The sequence below is a fragment of the Porcipelethomonas ammoniilytica genome, from assembly GCF_025567485.1.
Lineage (GTDB): Bacteria > Bacillota > Clostridia > Oscillospirales > Ruminococcaceae > Porcipelethomonas > Porcipelethomonas ammoniilytica.
In genome coordinates, this window is the sequence record NZ_JAOQKH010000087.1 from 1 (window position 1) to 877 (window position 877).

The window sequence follows — 877 nt, forward strand, 5'->3', positions numbered from 1 at the left end:
GATGACTTTTATATAATCACCGGAACAAGCAAGCCGACTGAGCCAAGAACCATGCAGAATCGTTTTAAGTCAATTCTTAAAGTCTGCGGTATTAGGAATGTAAATTTTCATCTGCTCCGTCACACTTATGCAACTGTTTGCATTGAAAATGGCTTTGATCCAAAGACCCTCAGCGAGCTGCTTGGTCATGCAGACGCAAGCATAACTCTTAACCGTTATGTGCATTCATCGATGCAGATGAAGAAAAATTATGTAAGCCGTTTGCAGCTTACCGCTTAAACTTTAGCCGTCAGAAAGTTGTAGTTAATCATGTTTAAATCACCGATTCTTCGATATTTACAGCTTGTTTTTTACTAATTGACGGAATTGACGAAAAATGCACACTGACTTCAGGCTTTCAAAGCTGAACAGTGTGCATATATTTTCTTCTCTGTATTAAATATATCTTCTATTTTCTACTTAACATTCCCATTGCATCATGACACGGGGCATATAGCGCTTAATAGGACTGTTCCTGATTTTGAAGATGTTCTTCTTTCATGCCAAGAGCCTGCTTTTTATCCTGAATCATTCGGCGAAGCTTTCTGTCAACAGATAGTCTGCCCGATTGAAATCTCTGCTGATAATCTTCAGAAATACACTTACTGAGATTTACAAACAAGCTGAAAATCGTGTTGGTCAGCATTACATTCTCATACTCTTCTGAATGATCGATCATATTCTGTGCATATTCATTTCCTTGTTCAGCGGAAAAGGCAAGGTGTTCCAAAGCTTTTTCCCGATTTTGCTGAACATCGCCGCAGCCAAACAAATAGATTTTTCCTAACCAGTAGCTTGCCCACGGATTCGTATCCGAACACTGTTCAAAATACGAAAC

General features: G+C 39.1%; 1 protein-coding gene and 1 pseudogene. One reads left to right on the forward strand and one right to left on the reverse strand.

Going from position 1 to position 877, the window contains the following annotated elements; genetic code table 11:
* Nucleotides 1–279 (forward strand): tyrosine-type recombinase/integrase (locus OCV67_RS13390; RefSeq protein ID WP_147644415.1); only part of this gene is annotated, 279 nt, incomplete at its 5' end.
* Nucleotides 280–499: 220 nt separating this feature from the next.
* Here OCV67_RS13390 and OCV67_RS13395 read toward each other — a convergent pair.
* A pseudogene (locus tag OCV67_RS13395) lies at nucleotides 500–877 on the reverse strand (SEL1-like repeat protein); the annotation flags it as partial.